The organism is Pseudomonas sp. 382 (genome assembly GCF_002759075.1).
GTDB classification, from domain to species: domain Bacteria; phylum Pseudomonadota; class Gammaproteobacteria; order Pseudomonadales; family Pseudomonadaceae; genus Aquipseudomonas; species Aquipseudomonas vlassakiae.
Window position 1 is genome coordinate 79,018 of record NZ_PEMX01000013.1, and the last position, 19,368, is coordinate 98,385.

The 19,368-nt window shown below is 63.5% G+C and carries 23 protein-coding genes and 1 pseudogene; 15 read left to right on the forward strand and 9 right to left on the reverse strand.

The window, feature by feature from the left end; genetic code table 11:
• A complete protein-coding gene (locus CQW31_RS16570; protein WP_099814935.1) occupies positions 1–507 on the reverse strand; it encodes a GNAT family N-acetyltransferase in 507 nt (168 codons plus the stop codon).
• 108 nt (positions 508–615) lie between these two features.
• Between CQW31_RS16570 and dksA the strand changes: the two genes are divergently transcribed.
• Positions 616–1,023: an RNA polymerase-binding protein DksA gene (gene dksA / locus CQW31_RS16575; protein ID WP_099814936.1), complete on the forward strand. Its 408-nt coding sequence runs from the start codon at positions 616–618 to the stop codon at positions 1,021–1,023.
• Here dksA and CQW31_RS16580 read toward each other — a convergent pair.
• Positions 1,020–1,733, reverse strand: coding sequence for an MgtC/SapB family protein (locus CQW31_RS16580; protein ID WP_054884524.1), 714 nt, complete (start codon positions 1,731–1,733; stop codon positions 1,020–1,022). The two genes, dksA and CQW31_RS16580, sit on opposite strands and share 4 nt — an antisense overlap.
• A 382-nt stretch (positions 1,734–2,115) precedes the next feature.
• Here CQW31_RS16580 and CQW31_RS16585 point away from each other — a divergent pair, with 382 nt between their 5' ends.
• Positions 2,116–2,589: a sterol desaturase family protein gene (locus tag CQW31_RS16585; RefSeq protein ID WP_099814937.1), complete on the forward strand. Its 474-nt coding sequence runs from the start codon at positions 2,116–2,118 to the stop codon at positions 2,587–2,589.
• Here CQW31_RS16585 and CQW31_RS16590 read toward each other — a convergent pair.
• Positions 2,546–3,433: a bile acid:sodium symporter family protein gene (locus CQW31_RS16590; RefSeq protein WP_099814938.1), complete on the reverse strand. Its 888-nt coding sequence runs from the start codon at positions 3,431–3,433 to the stop codon at positions 2,546–2,548. The two genes, CQW31_RS16585 and CQW31_RS16590, sit on opposite strands and share 44 nt — an antisense overlap.
• A gap of 193 nt (positions 3,434–3,626) precedes the next feature.
• On the opposite strand from CQW31_RS16590, the gene CQW31_RS16595 reads away from it, so the two are divergent.
• The 11 genes and pseudogenes from CQW31_RS16595 to CQW31_RS16640 all read left to right on the forward strand — a co-directional run bounded on the left by CQW31_RS16595 (position 3,627) and on the right by CQW31_RS16640 (position 12,527).
• Complete coding sequence (locus tag CQW31_RS16595) at positions 3,627–4,508, forward strand: Dyp-type peroxidase (protein ID WP_099814939.1); 882 nt, start codon at positions 3,627–3,629, stop codon at positions 4,506–4,508.
• 89 nt (positions 4,509–4,597) lie between these two features.
• On the forward strand, positions 4,598–5,506 hold the full coding sequence (locus CQW31_RS16600; protein ID WP_099814940.1) for an aldo/keto reductase: 909 nt from the start codon (positions 4,598–4,600) through the stop codon (positions 5,504–5,506).
• A 4-nt stretch (positions 5,507–5,510) separates the two neighbouring features.
• Positions 5,511–6,815, forward strand: a complete 1,305-nt coding sequence (locus tag CQW31_RS16605; protein ID WP_099814941.1) for an NTP/NDP exchange transporter — start codon at positions 5,511–5,513, stop codon at positions 6,813–6,815.
• A gap of 157 nt (positions 6,816–6,972) precedes the next feature.
• Positions 6,973–7,098, forward strand: a pseudogene (locus CQW31_RS16610) (KGG domain-containing protein); the annotation flags it as partial.
• Between the two features lie 59 nt (positions 7,099–7,157).
• Complete coding sequence (locus tag CQW31_RS16615; RefSeq protein ID WP_054884517.1) at positions 7,158–7,355, forward strand: hypothetical protein; 198 nt, start codon at positions 7,158–7,160, stop codon at positions 7,353–7,355.
• 18 nt (positions 7,356–7,373) lie between these two features.
• Positions 7,374–8,702 carry an iron-containing redox enzyme family protein gene (locus CQW31_RS16620; RefSeq protein ID WP_099814942.1) on the forward strand — a complete coding sequence of 443 codons (1,329 nt, stop codon included), beginning with the start codon at positions 7,374–7,376 and terminating at the stop codon, positions 8,700–8,702.
• On the forward strand, positions 8,702–9,655 hold the full coding sequence (locus CQW31_RS16625) for a class I SAM-dependent methyltransferase (protein WP_099814943.1): 954 nt from the start codon (positions 8,702–8,704) through the stop codon (positions 9,653–9,655). The genes CQW31_RS16620 and CQW31_RS16625 overlap by 1 nt, the downstream gene beginning before the upstream one ends.
• A 4-nt stretch (positions 9,656–9,659) precedes the next feature.
• Positions 9,660–10,796 (forward strand): carboxylate-amine ligase, encoded by a 1,137-nt coding sequence (locus tag CQW31_RS16630; RefSeq protein ID WP_099814944.1) that lies wholly within the window; start codon positions 9,660–9,662, stop codon positions 10,794–10,796.
• 73 nt (positions 10,797–10,869) lie between these two features.
• Positions 10,870–11,460 (forward strand): nucleosidase, encoded by a 591-nt coding sequence (locus CQW31_RS16635; RefSeq protein ID WP_054884513.1) that lies wholly within the window; start codon positions 10,870–10,872, stop codon positions 11,458–11,460.
• 80 nt (positions 11,461–11,540) lie between these two features.
• Positions 11,541–11,669, forward strand: a complete 129-nt coding sequence (locus tag CQW31_RS31965) for a PSPA7_2676 family Cys-rich small protein (protein WP_262108595.1) — start codon at positions 11,541–11,543, stop codon at positions 11,667–11,669.
• A gap of 9 nt (positions 11,670–11,678) precedes the next feature.
• Positions 11,679–12,527: a Ku protein gene (locus tag CQW31_RS16640; protein WP_099814945.1), complete on the forward strand. Its 849-nt coding sequence runs from the start codon at positions 11,679–11,681 to the stop codon at positions 12,525–12,527.
• A 53-nt stretch (positions 12,528–12,580) separates the two neighbouring features.
• Here the strand turns inward: CQW31_RS16640 and CQW31_RS16645 are convergent, their stop codons facing one another.
• Genes CQW31_RS16645 through ligD form a run of 5 tightly spaced genes read right to left on the reverse strand, consistent with a single transcriptional unit; the run spans position 12,581 to position 18,108 of the window.
• Positions 12,581–13,228, reverse strand: a complete 648-nt coding sequence (locus tag CQW31_RS16645; protein WP_099814946.1) for a glycosyltransferase family 2 protein — start codon at positions 13,226–13,228, stop codon at positions 12,581–12,583.
• Positions 13,225–13,824 carry a bifunctional 2-polyprenyl-6-hydroxyphenol methylase/3-demethylubiquinol 3-O-methyltransferase UbiG gene (locus CQW31_RS16650; protein WP_054884510.1) on the reverse strand — a complete coding sequence of 200 codons (600 nt, stop codon included), beginning with the start codon at positions 13,822–13,824 and terminating at the stop codon, positions 13,225–13,227. Before CQW31_RS16650 ends, CQW31_RS16645 begins: the two co-directional genes overlap by 4 nt.
• 11 nt (positions 13,825–13,835) lie before the next feature.
• Positions 13,836–14,591 carry a PIG-L deacetylase family protein gene (locus CQW31_RS16655; RefSeq protein ID WP_054884509.1) on the reverse strand — a complete coding sequence of 252 codons (756 nt, stop codon included), beginning with the start codon at positions 14,589–14,591 and terminating at the stop codon, positions 13,836–13,838.
• On the reverse strand, positions 14,588–15,631 hold the full coding sequence (locus CQW31_RS16660) for an acyl-CoA dehydrogenase family protein (protein WP_099814947.1): 1,044 nt from the start codon (positions 15,629–15,631) through the stop codon (positions 14,588–14,590). The genes CQW31_RS16655 and CQW31_RS16660 overlap by 4 nt, the downstream gene beginning before the upstream one ends.
• Positions 15,628–18,108 carry a DNA ligase D gene (gene ligD / locus CQW31_RS16665; protein WP_099814948.1) on the reverse strand — a complete coding sequence of 827 codons (2,481 nt, stop codon included), beginning with the start codon at positions 18,106–18,108 and terminating at the stop codon, positions 15,628–15,630. Before ligD ends, CQW31_RS16660 begins: the two co-directional genes overlap by 4 nt.
• Before the next feature lie 128 nt (positions 18,109–18,236).
• Here ligD and CQW31_RS16670 point away from each other — a divergent pair, with 128 nt between their 5' ends.
• Together CQW31_RS16670 and CQW31_RS16675 are read left to right on the forward strand one after the other, a co-directional pair.
• Positions 18,237–18,704 carry a phosphotransferase system, HPr-related protein gene (locus tag CQW31_RS16670; RefSeq protein WP_099814949.1) on the forward strand — a complete coding sequence of 156 codons (468 nt, stop codon included), beginning with the start codon at positions 18,237–18,239 and terminating at the stop codon, positions 18,702–18,704.
• Positions 18,701–18,931, forward strand: a complete 231-nt coding sequence (locus CQW31_RS16675; protein WP_054884505.1) for a metallothionein — start codon at positions 18,701–18,703, stop codon at positions 18,929–18,931. The genes CQW31_RS16670 and CQW31_RS16675 overlap by 4 nt, the downstream gene beginning before the upstream one ends.
• 8 nt (positions 18,932–18,939) lie before the next feature.
• Here CQW31_RS16675 and CQW31_RS16680 read toward each other — a convergent pair whose 3' ends face one another.
• A complete protein-coding gene (locus CQW31_RS16680) occupies positions 18,940–19,368 on the reverse strand; it encodes a hypothetical protein (protein ID WP_054884504.1) in 429 nt (142 codons plus the stop codon).

The following is a 19,368-nucleotide window of genomic DNA, read 5'->3' on the forward strand; positions in this document are numbered from 1 at the left end:
TCAGGCCAGTGCCAGGCGCATTGCACATCGCCCTGACAAGCCATGCGCACGCTCGGTTGCCAGAATGCCCTGCAGCCTTGGTTCCAGGTGCTTTTCGTCGAGCACCTCGAACCCGTATCGCGCATAGAAAGGGCCATTCCAGGCGACTTGCGCAAACGTGGACAAGGTCAGCTCGCGGGCTCCCCGTTGCCGCGCCACGGCACAGGCCTGGTCGAGCAACTGCCTGCCAATACCTTGCCCTTGCGCCTGTAAGCGTACCGAAAGTTCATGTATGTGCAGCGCGTTGCCCTCCAGGCTCAGGCATGCAAAACCCAGGGCGGTGCCCTGATCATCCTCGGCCAACCAACTGCCCTGGTGGTCAATGAAGGCCTTGTGCGTTTCTTCGTCCAGCCCCTCGGCACAGGCCAGCCAGGCCAGCTCGGGCAGCCGCAAGAACGCTTGTGCGGCTGATTGTTCGATGGCGATCAACTGGCGGATGTCTGAGTGCAGGGCAGGGCGTATGTGCATGAAATGTTCTCTATGGGCTGACACTAGTCTGCGATGAGTGACCATGGCTTGCAATGGCGGTGTTATAACGTAACATTGACGCTTTCCCAGCGACCCGAGACTGCCGTGATGACCGAAGAGGAACTGTTGCGCCAGGCGCCCGCAGCCTACATGAACGAAGTCCAACAGCAATTTTTCCGCAACATGCTGCTTGGCCAGCGCGCCGACCTGCAAGCGCGTATCGACGTGGAATTCCAAGCCTTGCGTGAGCAGGAAGTGCTCAGTGACCCGGCCGATATCGGCAGTGCCGAGGAGGAACGGCAATGGCGGCTGCGCTCGCTGGAGCGGGAAAAGAAGCTGCTGGATAAAATCGACCAGGCCCTGGAGCGGCTGGCGCGAGGTGAATATGGCTGGTGCGAGGAAACCGGTGAGCCGATCGGCCTGCGTCGCTTGCTGCTGCGCCCCACGGCAACGCTGTGCATCGAAGCCAAGGAGCGCCAGGAACAGAAGGAGCGTCACCTGCGCGATGAGCGTTAGTCTGTCGCCAGTGCCTGTGGCTGCAATTGCCAGCGCACCGAGCTGACGCCCTTTTCCAGGCTCACCCGACCCACCAGCCGCTCCAGTTGTGCCGGGGCCTGCGGGTTGCCGAGCAGTTCGGCTCGCACTTCAAGGCGGGCTGGGTTGGCCAAGTCTTCACTGTGCAGCGATTGCAGGCGCAACTGTGGGTCGCCCAGGCTGTGCAGCATCAGGCTACGCACCTGGATCTCGTCTTCGGCGCGGCAGACGATGCGCACCTCGAAACGTTGATCGACCTCGTTGGCCGGCAGCACCTCCTGGCGGTCCAGCCGCTGGGCGATATCGCGCAGCAGGATGTTGGCACACAGCACCATCAGGCTGCCAAGCGTTGCTTCAAGCAACAGCCCGAGGCTGCACAACACACCGATCGCGGCGGTGCACCAGAGCGTGGCGGCGGTGTTCAGGCCACGCACATTGAAGCCGTCGCGCATGATGACGCCGCCACCGAGAAACCCGATGCCCGACACCACGTAGGCGGCCACCCGCGAGGCATCGTTGGGGGCCATGCCTGGCACCGCCTGGGTCATCAGCACGAACAGGCAGGCACCGGTGCTGACCAGCGCGTTGGTACGCAGCCCGGTCAGGCGTTGGCGCAGTTGCCGTTCGGCACCGATCAGGGCACCGAGCAGCAGGGCAATGCTGACACGCAGCAGAAAGACTTTCCAATCCATAGCAAACCTCTTCCACGGGCACACGCCCGCACGGTTGAATAACCAGAAAATGCGCAGGACCACGAAAGGGAAGAGGGGAAAGCCGTCAAAGGCTGGAGATTTCCACCGCCTGGCCAATGGCGAGACAGTGGCAGGAAGCTGCCGGACTAGCTCGCCGTGTGGGCCTGTCGCAAGCGACTGGGGCTACTGTCCAAAGCAGGACTCCTGTTCAGGGATGCGAAATTGCGTCGCGGACCTTACGCCGCCGCCAGCACTGGGTCAAGGGTAAAAACATGACAAGAAATCCATTCGGAAATGCCCTACAGCCGGTCACGCCTGCGTGGAAATAAACCTGGGTAATCGGTACCCTAGCGCCATTTTCCGCCATACCCCGGACCGTTACATGCTGTTCAATCTCACCGTGCTGCTCGGCACCCTGGTGGCCATGGAAGGTGTCGGCACGCTGGCTCACAAGTACATCATGCATGGCTGGGGCTGGTGGCTGCACCGTTCGCACCATGAGCCGCAGCTGGGCATGCTGGAAACCAACGACCTGTACCTGGTGGCGCTGGGCCTGATCGCCACGGCGCTGATCGCCCTGGGCAAGGCCGGCCACGCGCCATTGCAGTGGGTGGGCGCTGGCGTGGCCGGGTATGGGGTGCTGTACGTACTGGCCCATGATGGCTTCTTTCACCGCCACTGGCCGCGCAAGCCACGGCCAGTCAACCGCTACCTCAAGCGGCTGCACCGCGCCCATCAGTTGCACCATGCCGTCAAGGGGCGCACGGGCAGCGTTTCGTTCGGTTTTTTCTATGCACCGCCATTGAAGGTGCTCAAGCGCCAGTTGCAGGCGCGGCTGCCACGCGACCGCGGCTGACCCACCAGCCAAACCCCGCTGCGGTAAAGAACATGATCAGGCTGTAGAGCGCGGCTGGCACGGCCATGGTGGCGTTGTTCAGCAACGATGGGCTCAGTGCCAGGGCGATGGCCAGGGTGCCGTTGTGGATGCCGATTTCCATGCCGATGGCAATGGCCTGGCGCTTGGGGATGCTCACCAGCCGTGGTACCCAGTAGCCGAGCGTCAGGCTGATCAAGTTGAACAGCAGGGCCGCCAGGCCCACCACCGGAGCGTAGGCGACGACGGTCTGCCAATCCTTGGCCAATGCCAGCACGATGGTGAATGCCAGGAACAGCGCGGCCACCAGTTTCATCGGTTTTTCCATGGCTGCAGCAAAGCGCGGCGCCCAATGGCGGATCAGCATGCCCAGGGCCACCGGCAGCAGGACAATGGCAAACACCTGCATGACCTTGGCAAATTGCAGCGGGATGGCTTGGTCCGATGCCATGAACCACCCCAGCGACAGGTTCACCAGCAGCGGCATGGTCAGGATCGCGATCAGCGAATTGACCGCTGTCAGGGTGATATTCAGCGCTACGTCGCCGTGGGCCAGGTGGCTGAACAGGTTGGCAGTGGTGCCACCCGGGGAGGCTGCCAGCAGCATCAGGCCGACCGCCAGCGCCGGCTCCAGGGCAAAGCCATTGGCGATCAGGAAGCACACCAGCGGCAACAGCAGGATCTGGCAACACAGGCCAACCACCACCGGTTTAGGGTATTTCACCACGCGGGCGAAATCGGCCAGCGTCAGCGATAAGCCCAGGCCGAGCATGATGATGCCCAGCGCCAGAGGAAGGAATGCAGTCAGCAAGGGAGAGGCGGTCATCGGCGGGCACTCGGGCAAAGGATGCAGGCAGTCTAGGCCGGCCTTGCGGACTGGCTAATCGCAATGCGCCAGTACTTGGTAACCGTTTGTTACCGGATTGCCAGTGAACCTTGCCGCACAGCGTCTGCATGCCGCGTTGCGATGGGCGTTCCAGCGCAGTAGCATTCCGCTTTTTGCCGAGGATTAGCCTGTCATGCCGTTCCAGCAAGGTCTGCTTGCCACCCCTGTGCCGGCCCACGCCCGCCACCTGTTCTTTGCCCTGCAGTCGCCCGAGGCGTTGCCGGCCGTACTGGATGCATTGCTGCCGCAGGTGGATGGCCAGAACCTGATCCTCGGTATCGGTGCGCCGTTGGTGAAAGCCTTGGGGCGTGACGTACCTGGCCTGCGCGCCTTCCCGCAGCTGGATGCCGCAGTGGAAAATCCCAGCACCCAGCACGCCTTGTGGCTATGGCTGCGGGGCAACGAGCGGGGTGATTTGCTGCTCCAGGCCCAGGCGCTGGAACAGGCGCTGGCCCCGGCACTGCGCCTGGCCGACAGCGTCGACGGTTTTTTGCACCGCGGTGGCCACGACCTTACCGGCTACCAGGACGGCACCGAGAACCCGGTGGACCTGGATGCCGTGGACGCCGCCATTCTGGCCGGCGAGCAGCCGGGGCTGGCCGGCTCCAGCTTCGCCGCCTTCCAGCTGTGGAAGCATGACCTGGACTATTTCAAGTCACTGCCCCAGGCCGACCAGGACAACATCATCGGCCGCCGCCTGAGCGACAACGAAGAACTCGACGATGCGCCGGAGTCGGCCCACGTCAAGCGCACTGCCCAGGAAAGCTTCGCGCCCGAGGCCTTCATGGTGCGCCGCTCGGTCGCCTGGGCCGACAGCCGCGGCGCAGGCCTGGCGTTCGTCGCCCTGGGCCGTAGCTTCGACGCCTTCGAAGTGCAACTGCGGCGCATGAGCGGCCTGGAAGACGGCATCATCGACGGCCTGTACCGCTTCAGCCGGCCGCTGACCGGCGGCTACTACTGGTGCCCACCCATGGCTGCGGCGGGTCTGGATCTGACCGCGCTGCTGCAGGCCTGATTACAAAACATCCAGATACAGAATCAACTGCCGGCGCAGGATAGAGCGGCTAGCCTTGGAAGTTTCCGACTTATGACGGGAGCTTTGCCATGTACAAGCGTCGCGATGTCCTACGCGCCAGTGCGGCTTTGGCGCTGGTTGCCGCCAGCCCATGGCTGCAGGCCGCCGGCCCTGGCGGATTGCTGACGCGCAAGGTCCCGAGCACAGGCGAGGCCTTGCCGGTGATTGGTGCCGGTACCTCTGGCAGCTTTGAAGTCGAGGCCGGCTCTGCCGCGTACCAGCAGCTCAAGGTGGTGCTCAAGGCGTTCTTCGATGGTGGCGGCAAGGTCATCGACACCTCGCCCAATTATGGCGGCGCCGACCGCATGCTCGGCCAGTTGCTGGAGGAGGGTGGCTGGCACAAGCAGTGCTTCATCGCCACCAAGATCGCCGCCGACAGCCAGGCCGAAGCCCAGGCGCAATGGGCCGGCACGCTCAAGAGCCTGCGTACCGACAAGGTCGACCTGTTGCAGATTCACAACCTGCGCGACTGGCAAACGCAATTGCCCTACGCACGCGAGCTCAAGCAGCAGGGCAAGACCCGTTACGTCGGTATCACTCATTACCTGAACAGTGGCCACGAAGACGTGGCGCGCATCGTCCGCAGCGAGCCGCTGGACTTCATCCAGATCAACTATTCGGTGAATGCCCCGCACGCCGCACGCGAATTGTTGCCGCTGTGTCAGGACAAGGGCGTCGCCGTGCTGGTCAACCGGGCCTTCGACGACGGCCGGCTGTTTGCCAGGGTCAAGGACCAGGCCCTGCCGGCATGGGCGGCCGAGGCCGGAATCGGCAGCTGGGCGCAGCTGTTTCTCAAGTTCGCCATCAGCCATCCGGCCGTGACGACGGTCATCCCCGCGACCGGGCGTCCTGAGCGCCAGCTTGACCAGCTCAAGGCAGGGCATGAGCCTTTGCTCAGCCAGGCGCAACAGCAAGCGCTGATCAAGCAGTTCGCCTGAAGCCATGGGCAACTGGCGCAAGCGCCTGGACGAGGGGCTGAGTATCGAGCCAGGCGAGGGCCCGGCAGTCATCGCTGGGTTGTCTTTGTTCTACCTGCTGTTCACCGGCTATTTCATGCTGCGCCCGGTGCGCGAAACCATGGGTGTGGCGGGCGGTGTCGACAACCTGCAATGGCTGTTCACCGGTACGTTTGTTGCCACCCTGGCCTGCCTGCCGTTGTTCGGCTGGCTGGCCTCGAAGGTACGTCGCCGGCACATCCTGCCCTGGACCTATGGTTTCTTCGCCAGCAACCTGTTGCTGTTCGCTGTGCTGTTTGCAGTGGATCCAGGGGACGTGTGGAGTGCCCGGGCGTTCTACATATGGCTGTCCGTGTTCAACCTGCTGAGCATTTCGCTGGCCTGGAGCGTGCTCACCGACCTGTTTTCCACCGAGCAAGGCAAGCGCTTGTTCGGCCTGCTGGCCGCCGGGGCCAGCCTGGGAGGCCTGAGCGGGCCGATCCTGGGCACCCTGCTGGTGGCGCCGCTGGGGCACGCCGGGTTAGTGCTTCTGGCCGGAGTGTTGCTGTTGGGTAGCGTATTCGCCTGCCTCGTATTGCAGCGCTGGCGCGATCGCAACCCGTTTCCCGTAGCGAATGAACAGCCCTCGTCGCGCCCGTTGGGTGGCAATCCCTTCGCTGGCGCGCTGGCCGTGCTGCGTTCGCCGTATTTGTTGACAATTGCCTTGTTCGTGACGCTGCTCGCCAGCGTCAGCACGTTCTTGTACTTCGAACAGGCTCGCATCGTCAGCGAAACCTTCACCGATCGTACCCGCCAGACCCAGGTGTTCGGCCTGATCGACTCCGTGGTGCAAGCGCTGGCGGTCCTCACTCAGGTGTTTCTCACCGGCCGCCTGGCCAGGCGCTTGGGGGTAGGGGTGTTGCTGGTGGCGGTACCCCTGGTGATGGCTGCCGGCTTCGTGTGGCTGGCCCTGGCGCCCGTATTCGCCGTCTTCGTGGTGGTCATGGTGGTGCGCCGGGCAGGTGAATACGCGCTGGTGCGGCCGGGCCGCGAGATGTTGTTCACGGTGTTGCCGGCCGAAGACAAATACAAGGCGAAGAATTTTCTCGACACCGTGGTCTACCGCGGTGGCGATGCCTTGAGTGGCTGGTTCAAACGTGGCCTGGACCTGCTGGCTGATCATCCGCAGCTGGCGATGCTGATCGGCGCTGTGCTGGCGGTAGGCTGGGCTTTCACCGGCGCCTGGCTGGGAAGGCGGCAGCGCCAGGCAGAATCGGCTGGCGCGCCAAATAATCTATCGCCGCTTATTTAACGCCGCCGGTCCGAACCCTTCGCAATAAAACGAATCCCCCGTTATGGCCGAACTCCCACCTTATGTACGGCGCAGCGCCGTGCACCTTCGAAGCCACAAGAGGTGAGAGACCATGGCCAGCAAAGAGAACAGCCGCACCGGCAGCCAGGGTGGCAACAAGAACCCAGGCAACTTCGCCAACGACCGCGAAAAAGCATCCGAAGCAGGGCGCAAAGGCGGGCAGAGCTCTGGCGGCGGGCGCAGCAGCAGTAGCGAGTCGAGCCGCAAGGGCGGCCGTTCGTAACGCAGGGTACGCGGTGCCAGGGCAACCTGGCATCGCGATTGACCGCAATGGGAGGTCCCATGCACCTGAAGCCCCTTATTGTCTTGCTTGGCAGTCTGACGCTGCTCGGCGGCTGTTTCGACCGCGACAACAACCATCCTGGCAAGGACAACGACTCGAGCAAGGCGTCTGTGCAGATGCAGCAGCATGACGAAAAACCCGCGCCGCAACCTGCTCCGGATCCAGAGCCGATGCCGCGAGATGACAAAAGCCAATGATTGCATGAGGAGCATGGCATGACGGTAATGACCCGCAACCTTGCCGCCGCCGCCGCAGCCCCGACGACGGACTGCCTGCTTAAGCGTTACCAGACCATGCTGGAAGGGTTTGATGCGTGCGCCGCCCCTTGGCTCGAAAAGCAGCTCGCACGCGCCGAGCAACTGCCAGACGACCTGCCGGACTCGCCGGGCCAGTTGGCTGAGTGGAGTGCGCAGCATGCCGCCCAAGTGGCCAGCGATTACGCGGCCTATCTTGCCGAACGGCAGCGTGGCGCGCCGCGGCGCTATTTCAGCAATCGTTCACAGGCGATGTGGTTCCTGCAGCAGGTCGCGCCGACCAAGGCCGTGGACGGCGCCTGGTTGCAGGGCACCTTGCAGCACTGGGCAGACCCGCGCTACCACGGTTTGATCCGCACCTATCTGGAAGAGCTGGGCAACGGCGACCCGCGCTGCAATCACGTGCTGATCTATCAGCGTCTGTTGAGCCGCCTCGGGTCGCATCCGCTGTTGCTGCCTGATGACCGTTATCTGCAAGGCGCATTGCAGCTTGCCTTGGGCCAATACAGTGAACGCTTCCTGCCCGAGGTGATCGGCTACAACCTCGGTTATGAACAGCCGCCACTGCACCTGCTGATCACCACCTATGAACTGGCCGAACTGGGCATCGATGGCCACTATTTCCAGCTACATGTGACCATCGACAACGCTGCCAGCGGTCATGCGCAGAAGTCGATAGAAGCTGTACAGCAACTGTGCCCCGCGGGTGAAGAAGCAGACTTCTATGCGCGTGTACGTCGAGGCTATCGCCTCAATGACCTGGGCATGGACACTCCCAGCCTGATTGCCAGTTTCGACCTGCACGCGCAACTGATCGCTGCGCTGGAGCAAAAGAGCCTGTACGGGCGCTTCATGCATGCCGACCGCTGCCGCTTGCAAAAGCGCACGATCAACCAGTGGCTGGCCGAGCCGGGCGCGATGCCTGCCTTTGTTGACGCCATGTGCGAGCAAGGATGGATCAGGCGCGGCGAAGACCCCAGCCAAAGCCGTTGGTGGAAGGTGATCGAAGGGCCGGCGGCACCGATGTACGGCGTGTTCACGGTTTACGAAAAGCAGCTCTGGCATGACTGGATAGCGGCTGACTGGCAAGCGCCGCTGCGCCGTGTGCAACCGGGAAGTTGGGAGCCGCACCTGGACATGGACGCAGCGCCAGGCCCGTTACCCGCCAATCAGGACATCCCTGCCCTGATCGAACGCATGCTTGGCAATCGCCATGCGTCCCCGGACGGGCTGCTGGCCACCCGGGCCTATCTGCAAGCCACCGGTCTCGCTCAGGAGGAGCCCCACTGATGATGCTGGAACCTCAACAAGCTCGCGCCGATGAGGCGCTGCTGCAACTGGGCAAACGCTTGCGTGCCGACGGTTACCGCTTTACCTGTGTGACGCCTGCCACCCATGGGCGCAACAACGCGCGCGCAGGTGCCGAGCGCGCGACGACCTTGCGTGATGTGTTTGGCTGGAGCCGCCCCTTTGCGCCGTCTCTGCTGTCAGCTGATGAATTGCAGCAACTGCAGCAAGCGCAGCTACTCACCGAGGCAGAGGGTTTGCTGCGCAGCAAGGTCCGCTTCGCCAGCCTGGACGAGTTGTTGCTGGTGCATTCCGCGTACCCGACAGAGGCCAGTGATGCGGTGTTCCTTGGCCCCGACAGCTACCGCTTCGCCCACGTCATTCATGACCATCTGCAACGCCGCCATACGCGCGTACAGCACGCCGTGGACATCGGCTGTGGCAGCGGTGTAGGCGCCTTGCTCATTGCCCGGGCGGCGCAGCATGCCCAGGTCAGCGCGGTCGACATCAACCCCCTGGCCCTGCGCTACACCGCGATCAACGCTGCCTTGGCCGGGGTGAGCAACCTGTCGGTGGAACCGAGTGACGTGCTCGATGGTATTACCGGCACCTTCGACCTGATCGTGGCAAACCCTCCCTACATGCTCGATGCCGGGCAACGGACTTATCGCCACGGTGGTGGCTCGCTGGGCGCAGAACTGTCGCTGCGCATCGTCGAGCAGGCGTGTGAACGCCTCAGCGCCCACGGCTCGTTGTTGCTGTACACCGGGGTTGCCATCATCGACGGTCGAGATGCACTGCTGGAGGCCGTGCGCTTGCGCCTGGCCGGCCCGCAATGGTCGTGGAGCTATCGGGAAATCGACCCCGACGTGTTCGGCGAACAACTGGATGAAGCTGGGTATGAGCGGGTCGAGCGCATCGCCGCAGTCGCCCTGACCGTTACTCGCAATGGGTAACGCCATGTCGCCGCCTTGTACGTTCGGCATAGAAGAAGAATACCTGCTGGTGGATCTTTCCAGCGGCCGGGTGCCGGTGACGCCGCCATTGACCGTCACCCGGCGTTGCCGTGAGGTGTTGGGCAAGCACTTCACCGAAGAGATGTTTCGTAGCCAGGTGGAGGTGGTTTCACCGGTGCTCGCCTCAACAGGGGAGGCCCGCGAGTTCTTTACCCTGAGCCGTCATAGTCTGCAGCAAGCCCTGGCCGCGGAGGGCATTGGCCTGTATGGCGCTGCCAGTCATCCCAATGCGCCGTGGCTGAAGCACAAGCCCAGGGCCTCGGCGCACTACCGGCAGGTGTTTGACGATTACCGGCACGTCGCACGCAGGTCGCTGGTCAATGGCCTGCATGTCCACGTAGGCGTGCCCGGGGGCTGCGACCGGATGCAATTGATCAACCGGGTGGTGGGCTGGTTGCCACTGTTCCTCGCATTGAGCGCATCGTCACCGCTGTGGCAGGGGCAGGAAACCGGCTACATGAGTTATCGGCGGGTGATTTGCGGCGAGTGGCCGCACATGGGGCTGCCCGAGCCGCTGGCCGACTGGGCGGCCTACGAGCGCTATCGGGCGTTGTTGCAACGCACGGGGTCGATGGCTGACGACGGTGACTTCTGGTGGGCTATCAGGCCCTCGCGACGCTTTCCGACCGTGGAGCTGCGCATTTGCGATGCCTGCCCCAACATCGAAGATGCGTTGTGCATCGCCGCGTTGTTCCGCCACCTTGTGGAACATGCCCTGGCGTATCGTCACCCGTGTGGCCCGCTGGTCCGGGAGCTTCGTTGGGTTACTCAGGAAAACTACTGGCGAGCCCTGCGTCACGGCAGGCATGCCGAATTCATTGGTATCGACGCGCAACAGCCGGTCACGGCCGAAGGCTGGCTGGCTCAGCTCGAGAGCCAGTTTCCGGTCGACACCGTGGACGCCGAACGGGGTTTCATGCACGCCCGGCAGATCCTGCGCGATGGCAACAGTGCCGACAGGCAGTTGGCCTGCCTGCGCCAAGCCCGTGACAACGGCTTGAACCCTGCCCAGGCGCAGCGCCAGGTGATCGACCTGGTGCTGCAGCAAGGGTCATGCACAGCGGCCAGCAGCGCTGCCTGAGTTCATCGGCTTGCAATCCTTCGGGTTTGGCTGACAATGGCTGCGCATTTCGCCAGCCACCCGGACCCACTCCATGACCACACCCCTCATGCTGCATGACATCCCACTGGACGACATCCTGTTTGTCTTCGCCCTGGAAGACGAGGCGGGCAGTGCTTTCGCCGGCTGCAATGTGCTGTTCACCGGTATCGGCAAGGTTAACGCAGCGATCGCGCTGACCCAGGCACTGCAGCGCCAGCGCCCGCGTCTGATCGTCAACCTTGGGTCGGCGGGCAGCCAACGTTACGGCAAGGGCCAAGTGGTGTGTTGCAACCGCTTCGTACAGCGCGACATGGACGCGACACCCCTCGGCTTCGCCCGCTATGAAACGCCGCTTTCGCAGCTGCCTATCGTGCTCGAGCATGGTCTGGTACAGCCTGGTGTGCCATTGGGCGTGTGCGGCAGCGGTGACAGCTTTGAGACCGGCCATGGCGAAGCGCCCTACGACGTGGTCGACATGGAGGCCTATGTGCTGGCCCGGATCGCCCGCGACGAGGGTATCGGGCTGCTCTGCCTGAAATACATATCCGATGACGCGGGCAGCGATGCTGCCGGCGATTGGGCGGTGCAGGTTCATCTGGCGGCCGAAGCCTTGAAACGTGTGCTGTTCAGCCAGTCGCACTGAGGCGCAACTGGAATAAACCTTCCGCACCTCCGGCAGTCAGTTGATGAAAGGGCCCGGCATTTTGGGCAGGGAGGTGACGGATGAGCATTATCTGCTTGCTGCGTGGTTGCCATTGGCGCGCCATGCCTGAGGTCAAAATTTCCGGGTTGCAGTGCCATTGCTGCGAGCGCTGCGGCACGCTGCGCTACTGCCAGCCCGGCCAACCGTAGGAGGCGCTCATGGCCAGGGCTATCTGGAAAGGCGCAATCAGCTTCGGCTTGGTGCATATTCCCGTTTCGCTCAACACCGCCGTGCGCACCGAGCGAGTCGATTTCGACTGGCTCGACAAGCGCAGCATGGAGCCGGTGGGCTATAAGCGGGTGAACAAGGTGACCGGCAAGGACATCGACAAGGAAAACATCGTCAAAGGCGTGGAATACGAAAAAGGCCGTTATGTGGTCATCAGCGAAGACGAGATTCGCAAGGCGCGCCCCGAAGCCACCCAGACCATCGACATCTTCTCGTTCGTCGAAGCCAGCGAGATTCCGCTCCAGCACTTCGATACCCCTTACTACCTCAGCCCGGACAAACGCGGCGGCAAGGTATATGCGCTGTTGCGCGAGACATTGGAAAATACCGGCAAGGTCGCCTTGGCCACGGTCGTGCTGCACACGCGTCAGCATCTGGCACTGCTGCGCCCGCTTGACCAGGCGCTGGTGATGATCACCCTGCGCTGGCCCGAGGAAGTGCGGGGGCTGGAAACGCTGGAGCTGGACAAGAGCGTGACCGACAGCAAGCTGGACAAGCGTGAGCTGGACATGGCCAAGCGGCTGGTGGAGGACATGAGCGGCCCCTGGACGCCCGACGAGTATCACGACGCTTTTCGCCAGACCATCATGGATCTGGTTGAAGAGAAGGCCAGCAAGGGCAAGATCGCCGTAGTCGAGAAGGGCGAAGGTGGGGCCGCCGAGAAGGGTGCCGACATCATCGACCTCACCGAGCTGCTCAAACGCAGCCTGGGTGGCAAGGCAACGAAGAAGGCAACCCCTGAGAAGAAACCCGCCAAGCGCCCGCGCAAAGCCTCCTGAATGCTGTCCCGGCCTGTTGACGGGCTCTCCCGTGAACAGGTCGGGACAGGCAGCTACAGACTCGCCAGATAGTCCCCGAAACCTTCCCGTGCCCGGCTGTCGATGCGGCTACTGGTGGCCACGCTGTGCCTGGCAGTCCAGACGATCTGTGCGCCCTCAGCCTCAAGATCGCGCACCAGCTGCACATCTTCATGTGCCGCCAGCGGCTGAAAGCCGCCAACCCGCTCATAGGCGCGCGCGCACACACCCAGATTGGCGCCATGGATGTGCCGATGCCCCTCTCGTGCCTCATAGCGGCTGAGGTACAGCTTACGCAGTGCCGCCCGTTGCCAAGGCTGCCAGCGGGCGATATGCACCGTGCCGCACACCACTTCAGCCGCACACGCCAACTGCGACAGCAGCCAGTGCGCCGGCACCTGGCTATCGGCGTCGGTACAGGCCAGCCAGCTGGCACCGCGTTCGAGCATCCAAAGGGCCCCCAAGCGGCGTGCCATGCCGACACTTCCCGCCTCGACCGCCAGCGCATCCACACCATAGCGGGCGGTCACCCGGGCACTAGCATCGACACAGCGGTCCAGCACCACGAGTACACGTACCGTGTGGCCAGCCTGTTCGGCCAATGCAACGGCGGCCGCCATCGCGGTCAGGCAACGCCCCAGGCGCCGCGCTTCGTTATGCGCGGGGATCACCACGCCGATCATGGGCAGGTCTCATCCAGGTCGACCACGCTGGGCTGGCATGACCAGTACTCAAGCATGAAGTCGGCCTCTTCATGGCGATAAACCGAAAACAGTGGCAAGTGCTTGGCCAGCAACTGGTGCACTTCCCGGCCATCCTGCGGGCAACCGGCGATTGGATGCTTCCAGTGACAGGCCAGCAGTCCGCCGTCATAGCTCAGGCTGGCGACCGATTGCTCGATCACCTGCAGCCAATCGGTGGGGTCCAGGTAGTACCCGACCTCGCTCAGCACGATCAGGTCGAAGCGCCCTCCAGGCCAGTCACCCGGTAGCCTGGCTTGTTCTACCGAGGCATTGCGCACCTCGGCCAGGCGTTGGCGGGCCAACTGCACAGCGGTGGGGTCGAGGTCCTGGCACAGCAGCTCCGCACAGCGCTCAGCCAGCAGCGCACTCAGTTCGCCATTGGCGCAGGCAGGCTCGAACACCCGTTGATAGCATTGGCGCGGCAGGCTGGCCATCACCAGCTCGCGTTTGCGTTTTTCATACCACCGGGTGCGAAATGCCCAGGGATCTTCGGTAGCGGCATACAAATCGGCGAAATACTGCGCATCGAGGCTCATGACTACTCCGTTTACAGGAACACCAGTTCGAAAGGTTGCAGCAGGCACTCCTGCAGGTGCGCAGGCAGCACCGCAGGCTGCGCGCCGTCTGGTACCAGCTGGCTGACATGGGCGGCGAGCGCCTTGCGTTTGCGTGCCAGGCTGGCTTCGCCGAGTTGCACCCGGTGGGCGCGCGGCCAGGGCAGGCGCGGGTCATCCGGTTGCGCCCAATGCCAGGCCCAGACCGGCACTTCGATCAGCTGCGCGTTGCGCGCCAGAGCGGCCTGGGCTGCTGCTCGGCCAACCGCTTCGTGGTCGCAGTGGCCATCGCCTCGCCAGGTCGCCATCAACAGGTCGTCGGGGCGCAGGCACTGGGACAGGTGGTTGGTGAGAAACGCTTCTTCACGGGGCAGGCCGCCATCTTTGAGGTTGAGCCTGCGCCATTCCAGGCGGTTGGGGTCCAGGTCAAGCTGAACCAAGGCCTGCCGGCTCTCCAGTGGGCGTTGACGGCGCAGCCGATGCTCGCTCCACTGCGCCGAGCCCGGGTGGCTGCCTTCGCCATCGGTTGCGGAAATGATCAGCAGATCAGCCTCACGGCCGCGAAAGTGGGTAAGCAGGCCGCCCGCCATCAGGATCTCATCATCCGGGTGCGGTGCGACCAGTACCAGCCGGCGCCCAGGTGGGCAGAGCTGCTGCGGGGACATCCAGGTGGCACGGGCCAGGTGGGCCGCGTGTTGCCAGGCAGACCACGGCGTACCGCTGCTGGCCTGGATCAGGTCTTCACTCATAGTTGCCAAGCTCCTGCCGGCACCTGTGCTACCTGTTGGCCCAGCGCGGCGAGGTCCCGTTCGGCATGGCTCTGACGCAGGTAGACCGGCAGGTCGGCACTGAGGCGGGCGAAATGACTGTTGCGGCAAAATGGGCTCGCGCCCAGCGCCCGGCCGACGTGGTTGATGACGTGTTCGACCGCCTGCTCCACTTGGGCGCGGGTGCGGCGCACTTCGAAACTGGCATCCGCGTCGGGGTGCTGATCGATCCATTGCGCACATTCGCGCAACGCGGCGCGGGCGCCATACAAGGCAGCATCGACCGCGCCGAGGTGGGCCTGGGCATGGACGTCGGGGTGCGGGTTGCGACAGTAGGCGCGCAGATAATCCGCAAGAGCTTCCGCTGCACCGTACCAACAGGCGGCAATACCGGCGCCGCCATGCCAGAACCCCGGGCGCGACAGGTATTGCCCGGGGCGGCCGATGGCAGTGCCAGGGGAGTTGTCGAAGGTCACTTCGATGCTGGCGGTAGTGCCCATGCCCACTGCCTGCCAGCTTTCGATGTTCAGCCCCTGGCTGGGTTGCGACAGTTCGATGGCCACCAGTTGCGGCTGGTCACCCTCGGCCCAGGCGGTAATCAACGCCCGGTCGATCTGCAACGCACCTGAACACCAGGCCTTGCGGCCGGCCAACCGCACGTTGTCACCCTCACGCGCCACAATCTGCGCGCGCGCTTCGGGCGGCTCTGCAGCCCAGACGCCCCATATGCCGTCGCCGACAAGGTGGGCGGCCCCGCATTCGGCCAATATCGCCATCGCGTCGGTATGCCCTTCATACAACTTGGCCAAGGCCAGGTCGCACCCTGCCACCCGGGCCAGGGTCTGCCAGCGCTGCAAGGTGCTGCCCTGACCAGGCAATGGCAGCAGGTCCAGCTGATCGGCGCGTAACGCCTGAATCAGTTGCGGCAGCTGCGTGTCGAGGTTCAAGGGTTGTGGTCGCTCGCAGAAGTCGCGAAGCAAACGATCGAGGTTGTTCAGGTCGAAATCCTGGATGATGCTCATGCCAGCCCCATTTTCTTGCGCATGCCTGCGGTGATGGTTTGGCGGGTCTTGCCCATCTGCGCCCATGGGTCGTCCACCTCGGCCAGGCGTTCGCGCAGGTTGCCGATGTGCCATTGGTTGGCGCCCTTGAGCAGGCCCAGTTCCTCACGCCAGATCGGTACCGAAACCGGCAGCCCCTCCCGCGCCCGCAACGAGTAGGCGCAGACGGTAGTGGCACCCTTGCCGTTGCGCAGGTAGTCGATGAAGATCTTGCCGACCCGATTCTTGGGCCCTGATACGGCACTCAAGCGGTCGGGGAACAACTTGGCCAGGTAATTGACGATGGCGTGGCTGAAATCCTTGACTTCATCCCAGCCGGCACGCCGTGTCAGCGGCACCACCAGGTGCATGCCTTTGCCGCCGCTGGTTTTCAGAAAGACCTTGAGCCCGAGCTCGTCGAGCAGGGTGAGCGTCAGTTGCGTGGCCTCGAGCATGGCTTTCCACGGCAGCGCAGGGTCGGGGTCGAGGTCGAGCACGAAGCGGTCAGGCTTGTCGAAGTCCTTGTCGGTACCGTTCCAGGTATGCATCTCCAGCATGTTCATCTGTACGGCGCCGAGCAATGTGTCGGGGCGATTGATGACCATTGCCGCCTGGCCAGCCTCGGCCTTGTCATAACTGACCACGTTCGGGATGTGCAACTGGCCGGCGTTTTTCTGGAAGAACAGCTCGCCGCCCAGGCCATCGGGGGCGCGCACCAGTGCGACCGGGCGGCCCTTGAGCTGCGGCAGTATCCACTGGCTGACTGCCGCATAGTACTCGGCGACCTGGCGTTTGGTGGCACCCACAGTGGGGTCGATGACGCGATCAGGGTGGGTCAGGCGCAGTTCACCGAGGTCGTCCGGCAGCTCGGCTTGCTTGCGTTTGGGTACGCTCTTGCCAGGCATGGCGCGCTCCAGGTCGATGTCGGTGGCTGGCTTGTCGTCGCGTAGCCCGTGGAATACCGAATGGCGCACCACGCCGTCGCGGGTCATCTGGGCATAGGCAACTTCAGCCAGCAACTGTGGCTTCAGCCAATGTACGCTGCGCGCCTCGGCCCCGGTAGGCGGCTTGGGCAGGGCAGGCTTGTCGATCTCCAGGGGTTTGAGGCGGGCAAGGATGCTGTCCAGGGTGGTGGCGCTGAAGCCCGTACCGACCTTGCCGGCGTAGCGCAACTCGCCGCTGTCGTCGTCATGCAACGCCAGCAACAACGCGCCGAAGCCGGTGCGGCTGCCCTTGGGGTCGGTGTAGCCGACAATCACGAATTCCTGGCGTTGCTTGCACTTGAGCTTGACCCAGTCGGCACTGCGCCGGCCGACATAGGGGCTGTCGGCGCGCTTGCCGATGAGGCCCTCGAGTTCCAGCCGACAAGCGCTGTCGAGCAACGAGTCGACAGGCTGGTCGAAATCCTGCGAGTACCTGAGCAGCTCCGATTCACTGTGCTCGAGCAAGCGGCGCAAGGCCTCACGCCGTTCCTGCAAGGGCACCTTGCGCAGGTCCTGATATCCTAGATACGGCAGGTCGAAAACGTAGTAGCAGATCTTTTCATCACGCTCGGTATCGAAGGCGTTCTGCAGGGCCTGGAAGTCGGCCTTGCCGTTTTCGTCGTTGACCACCATCTCGCCATCGAGCCAGGCGCGATCCACCCCCAATGCCCGCAGCGCCGCGACTTGCCCAGGCATCTTGGCCGTCCAGTCGTGGCCATTGCGGGTGAACAGGCGGACATCGTCACCGTCAATCCGGGCAAGTACGCGATAACCATCGAATTTCACTTCATAGTGCCAGTCACCCGCTGGCGGCGAGTCGACCAGGGTTGCCAGCTGGGGTTGCAGTCGATCGGGCAGCGCCGCCTTGACCGCGCTGCCGGCGCGCTTTTTGGCCGGCTTTGCAGGCGCAGCACGCGGATGCAGGGTGCGATCGCTGATGACGCTGTCCGGTTGCGCCTCGACGATGCGGTAGTCGTCTTCGCTGCGGGCTTCGCCGTCGTGGGACTTGACCAGCATCCATTGCTCTTTCTTGCCCGCCAGGTGGGTGCGAAAGAGGTTCCATACGCCCGCCAGCTTCTCACCCTGCAAGCGAAAGCGCAGCTTGCCCTTGGCATAGGCCTGCCGAGGATCGCCTTCGGGCTCCCATACCCCGCGGTCCCAGACGATGACATCGCCGGCACCGTAGTGCCCCTCCGGGATATGCCCCTCGAAGTCGGCATAGTCCAGCGGGTGATCCTCGACGTGAACCGCCAGGCGCCGCACCTTTGGATCGAGCGAAGGGCCTTTGGGTATCGCCCAGCTCTTCAGGGTGCCGTCCAGTTCCAAGCGGAAGTCGTAGTGCAGGTGGCTGGCATCATGCTTCTGTATGCAGAACTGCAGTGCGTGAGCGCGTTTGCCTCGGCCTCCCTTGCCGCTGGGCTCGGGCGTGGCGTTGAAATCGCGCTTGCGCTCGTATTCTTCGAGAGGTTTGGCCATGGCGGGCTCCGAATCATCCGCTGTCTGTAGGTTGGGAGATGACCAGTCGCCCGGTAGTTCAAAAAAACTCTGAATCATCCGCAGCTTGGCGCAGTCGACCGCAGGTAAGCCACAGAAGGAGAGCCGATATGTCCGGACCAGATGACCCCAAGCCATACACCCCGACTGAGATCGATGACACGCAAGACCGCATGGGCAGTGTCCATGAGCTGGACTTCAGTGACCGCAACGATGACCGCGTGGGCCGGATAGGTGACGAGCGGCCTGCACAGGAGGTCGACCAGGAGTTTCCCCCCCGGCGCGTTGCCGAAAGTGGCATGAGCGGAGGGGAAGCGTTGAGCGACAGCTTGCACGAAGACAATGTCACCTATGACGACCTGAGCCCTGACACGCTGCTGGACGAAACCGGTGCCCGCGACCCCCATGAACCGGGTGATGGCAGCGGGCCTGCGGACCAGACCCTGCGTCATGTGGATGCCGAGGAGATCGGCGGTGGCATTGGCCTCGATGAAGCGGAGCTGGCGCGCTCCGCGCCGTTGGACGGCGAGCCGTGGACAGACGACGTCATAGACGATGAACAGGGGAAAACACCATGAACGAGCAACGTTGTGCCTGCAACCATTGCAGTTGCACTGTCGACGCCAACGCCGTGCAGCAGGGCGGCAAAGCCTACTGCTGCGAAGCCTGTGCCAGCGGCCACCGCAATGGCGAGCCCTGCCGGATGGCCGATTGCAAATGCGGCGATATGGAGCAGCCGAAGGAGACCAACGTCGACAATGCCCTGGATGAGACCTTTCCGGCCAGCGACCCGATCTCACCCTGACAGGCGGGTCAATGGGTTTGCCAGATGCCTTCGTTACGCTCGCAATCGGCCCGGGCCTGGCCAAGGCTCGGGGTGTCGTAATAGTAGGTAATCACCCTGGCATCCTTGGGCAGGGCCGGCCTCGATGAAGGCTGGTCCTGCCCGGCCGCTTTGGGATTGGCCAGGGTTTCCTGGGTCAACGGCGCAATGCAGCTGCCCACGCTACCATCGGCACAACGCGCCACCTTGTGTTTTTCCGTGCTGAGCATGTCCTTGCTCTCGTTGCTGCACGACCAGTTGATGGCTTCGGCGGGCATGTTGCTGAAGCTGTAGCAGGTACGCTGCTCGACGGGCTTCACCGCCTCGCTGGAAGAGCGGGTCAGCACATCGCAAGCCTCTGCGAAGGCTTCGCCGTTGGCCAGGCTGACGAGCATCAGCATCATTGCAGGAACGCGCAT

Excerpts from the sequence above, each read along its gene's own strand:
- CQW31_RS16570 (WP_099814935.1), bottom strand. The coding sequence starts at position 507 with ATGCACATACGCCCTGCCCTGCACTCAGACATCCGCCAGTTGATCGCC.
- dksA (WP_099814936.1), top strand. The coding sequence starts at position 616 with ATGACCGAAGAGGAACTGTTGCGCCAGGCGCCCGCAGCCTACATGAAC.
- CQW31_RS16580 (WP_054884524.1), bottom strand. The coding sequence starts at position 1,733 with ATGGATTGGAAAGTCTTTCTGCTGCGTGTCAGCATTGCCCTGCTGCTC.
- CQW31_RS16585 (WP_099814937.1), top strand. The coding sequence starts at position 2,116 with ATGCTGTTCAATCTCACCGTGCTGCTCGGCACCCTGGTGGCCATGGAA.
- CQW31_RS16590 (WP_099814938.1), bottom strand. The coding sequence starts at position 3,433 with ATGACCGCCTCTCCCTTGCTGACTGCATTCCTTCCTCTGGCGCTGGGC.
- CQW31_RS16595 (WP_099814939.1), top strand. The coding sequence starts at position 3,627 with ATGCCGTTCCAGCAAGGTCTGCTTGCCACCCCTGTGCCGGCCCACGCC.
- CQW31_RS16600 (WP_099814940.1), top strand. The coding sequence starts at position 4,598 with ATGTACAAGCGTCGCGATGTCCTACGCGCCAGTGCGGCTTTGGCGCTG.
- CQW31_RS16605 (WP_099814941.1), top strand. The coding sequence starts at position 5,511 with ATGGGCAACTGGCGCAAGCGCCTGGACGAGGGGCTGAGTATCGAGCCA.
- CQW31_RS16615 (WP_054884517.1), top strand. The coding sequence starts at position 7,158 with ATGCACCTGAAGCCCCTTATTGTCTTGCTTGGCAGTCTGACGCTGCTC.
- CQW31_RS16620 (WP_099814942.1), top strand. The coding sequence starts at position 7,374 with ATGACGGTAATGACCCGCAACCTTGCCGCCGCCGCCGCAGCCCCGACG.
- CQW31_RS16625 (WP_099814943.1), top strand. The coding sequence starts at position 8,702 with ATGATGCTGGAACCTCAACAAGCTCGCGCCGATGAGGCGCTGCTGCAA.
- CQW31_RS16630 (WP_099814944.1), top strand. The coding sequence starts at position 9,660 with ATGTCGCCGCCTTGTACGTTCGGCATAGAAGAAGAATACCTGCTGGTG.
- CQW31_RS16635 (WP_054884513.1), top strand. The coding sequence starts at position 10,870 with ATGACCACACCCCTCATGCTGCATGACATCCCACTGGACGACATCCTG.
- CQW31_RS31965 (WP_262108595.1), top strand. The coding sequence starts at position 11,541 with ATGAGCATTATCTGCTTGCTGCGTGGTTGCCATTGGCGCGCCATGCCT.
- CQW31_RS16640 (WP_099814945.1), top strand. The coding sequence starts at position 11,679 with ATGGCCAGGGCTATCTGGAAAGGCGCAATCAGCTTCGGCTTGGTGCAT.
- CQW31_RS16645 (WP_099814946.1), bottom strand. The coding sequence starts at position 13,228 with ATGATCGGCGTGGTGATCCCCGCGCATAACGAAGCGCGGCGCCTGGGG.
- CQW31_RS16650 (WP_054884510.1), bottom strand. The coding sequence starts at position 13,824 with ATGAGCCTCGATGCGCAGTATTTCGCCGATTTGTATGCCGCTACCGAA.
- CQW31_RS16655 (WP_054884509.1), bottom strand. The coding sequence starts at position 14,591 with ATGAGTGAAGACCTGATCCAGGCCAGCAGCGGTACGCCGTGGTCTGCC.
- CQW31_RS16660 (WP_099814947.1), bottom strand. The coding sequence starts at position 15,631 with ATGAGCATCATCCAGGATTTCGACCTGAACAACCTCGATCGTTTGCTT.
- ligD (WP_099814948.1), bottom strand. The coding sequence starts at position 18,108 with ATGGCCAAACCTCTCGAAGAATACGAGCGCAAGCGCGATTTCAACGCC.
- CQW31_RS16670 (WP_099814949.1), top strand. The coding sequence starts at position 18,237 with ATGTCCGGACCAGATGACCCCAAGCCATACACCCCGACTGAGATCGAT.
- CQW31_RS16675 (WP_054884505.1), top strand. The coding sequence starts at position 18,701 with ATGAACGAGCAACGTTGTGCCTGCAACCATTGCAGTTGCACTGTCGAC.
- CQW31_RS16680 (WP_054884504.1), bottom strand. The coding sequence starts at position 19,368 with ATGCGCGTTCCTGCAATGATGCTGATGCTCGTCAGCCTGGCCAACGGC.